The organism is Dellaglioa sp. CoH-57-MRSF-16 (assembly GCF_056782055.1).
The window spans coordinates 1-318 of sequence record NZ_JBXAXZ010000127.1 but is presented as its reverse complement, the minus strand read 5'-3'; the positions used below and the strand labels follow the sequence as shown (position 1 = coordinate 318).

Sequence of the window (318 nt, the reverse complement as noted above, 5' to 3'; positions counted from 1 at the left end):
ACGTGAAGCGCATGGAACAGCAGATGGGGACGCTGGGTGGGGGCAACCACTTCATCGAGCTGTGTCTGGATACGGAACAGGATGTATGGGTCATGCTCCATTCAGGCTCGCGTCATGTGGGCAAGACGATCGGTGAGTGCGCGACGGAGATGGCAGCTCGCGAAATCTCGGTGCGCGGTATTCAGCTTGCAGACAAGGACCTTGCGTGGTTCGATGAGGGCACCGATTCGTTTGATGCCTACGTTGAAGCCATGTCGTGGGCGCAGGAATACGCACGCCTGAACCGTGATTTCATGCTCACGCTCGTGATCCGGGCAC

General features: G+C 58.2%; 1 protein-coding gene. It reads left to right on the top strand.

Going from position 1 to position 318, the window contains the following annotated elements:
- Positions 1-11: 11 nt before the first annotated feature.
- Positions 12-318 (top strand): RtcB family protein (locus AC1RPH_RS08155; protein WP_481762085.1); only part of this gene is annotated, 307 nt, incomplete at its 3' end.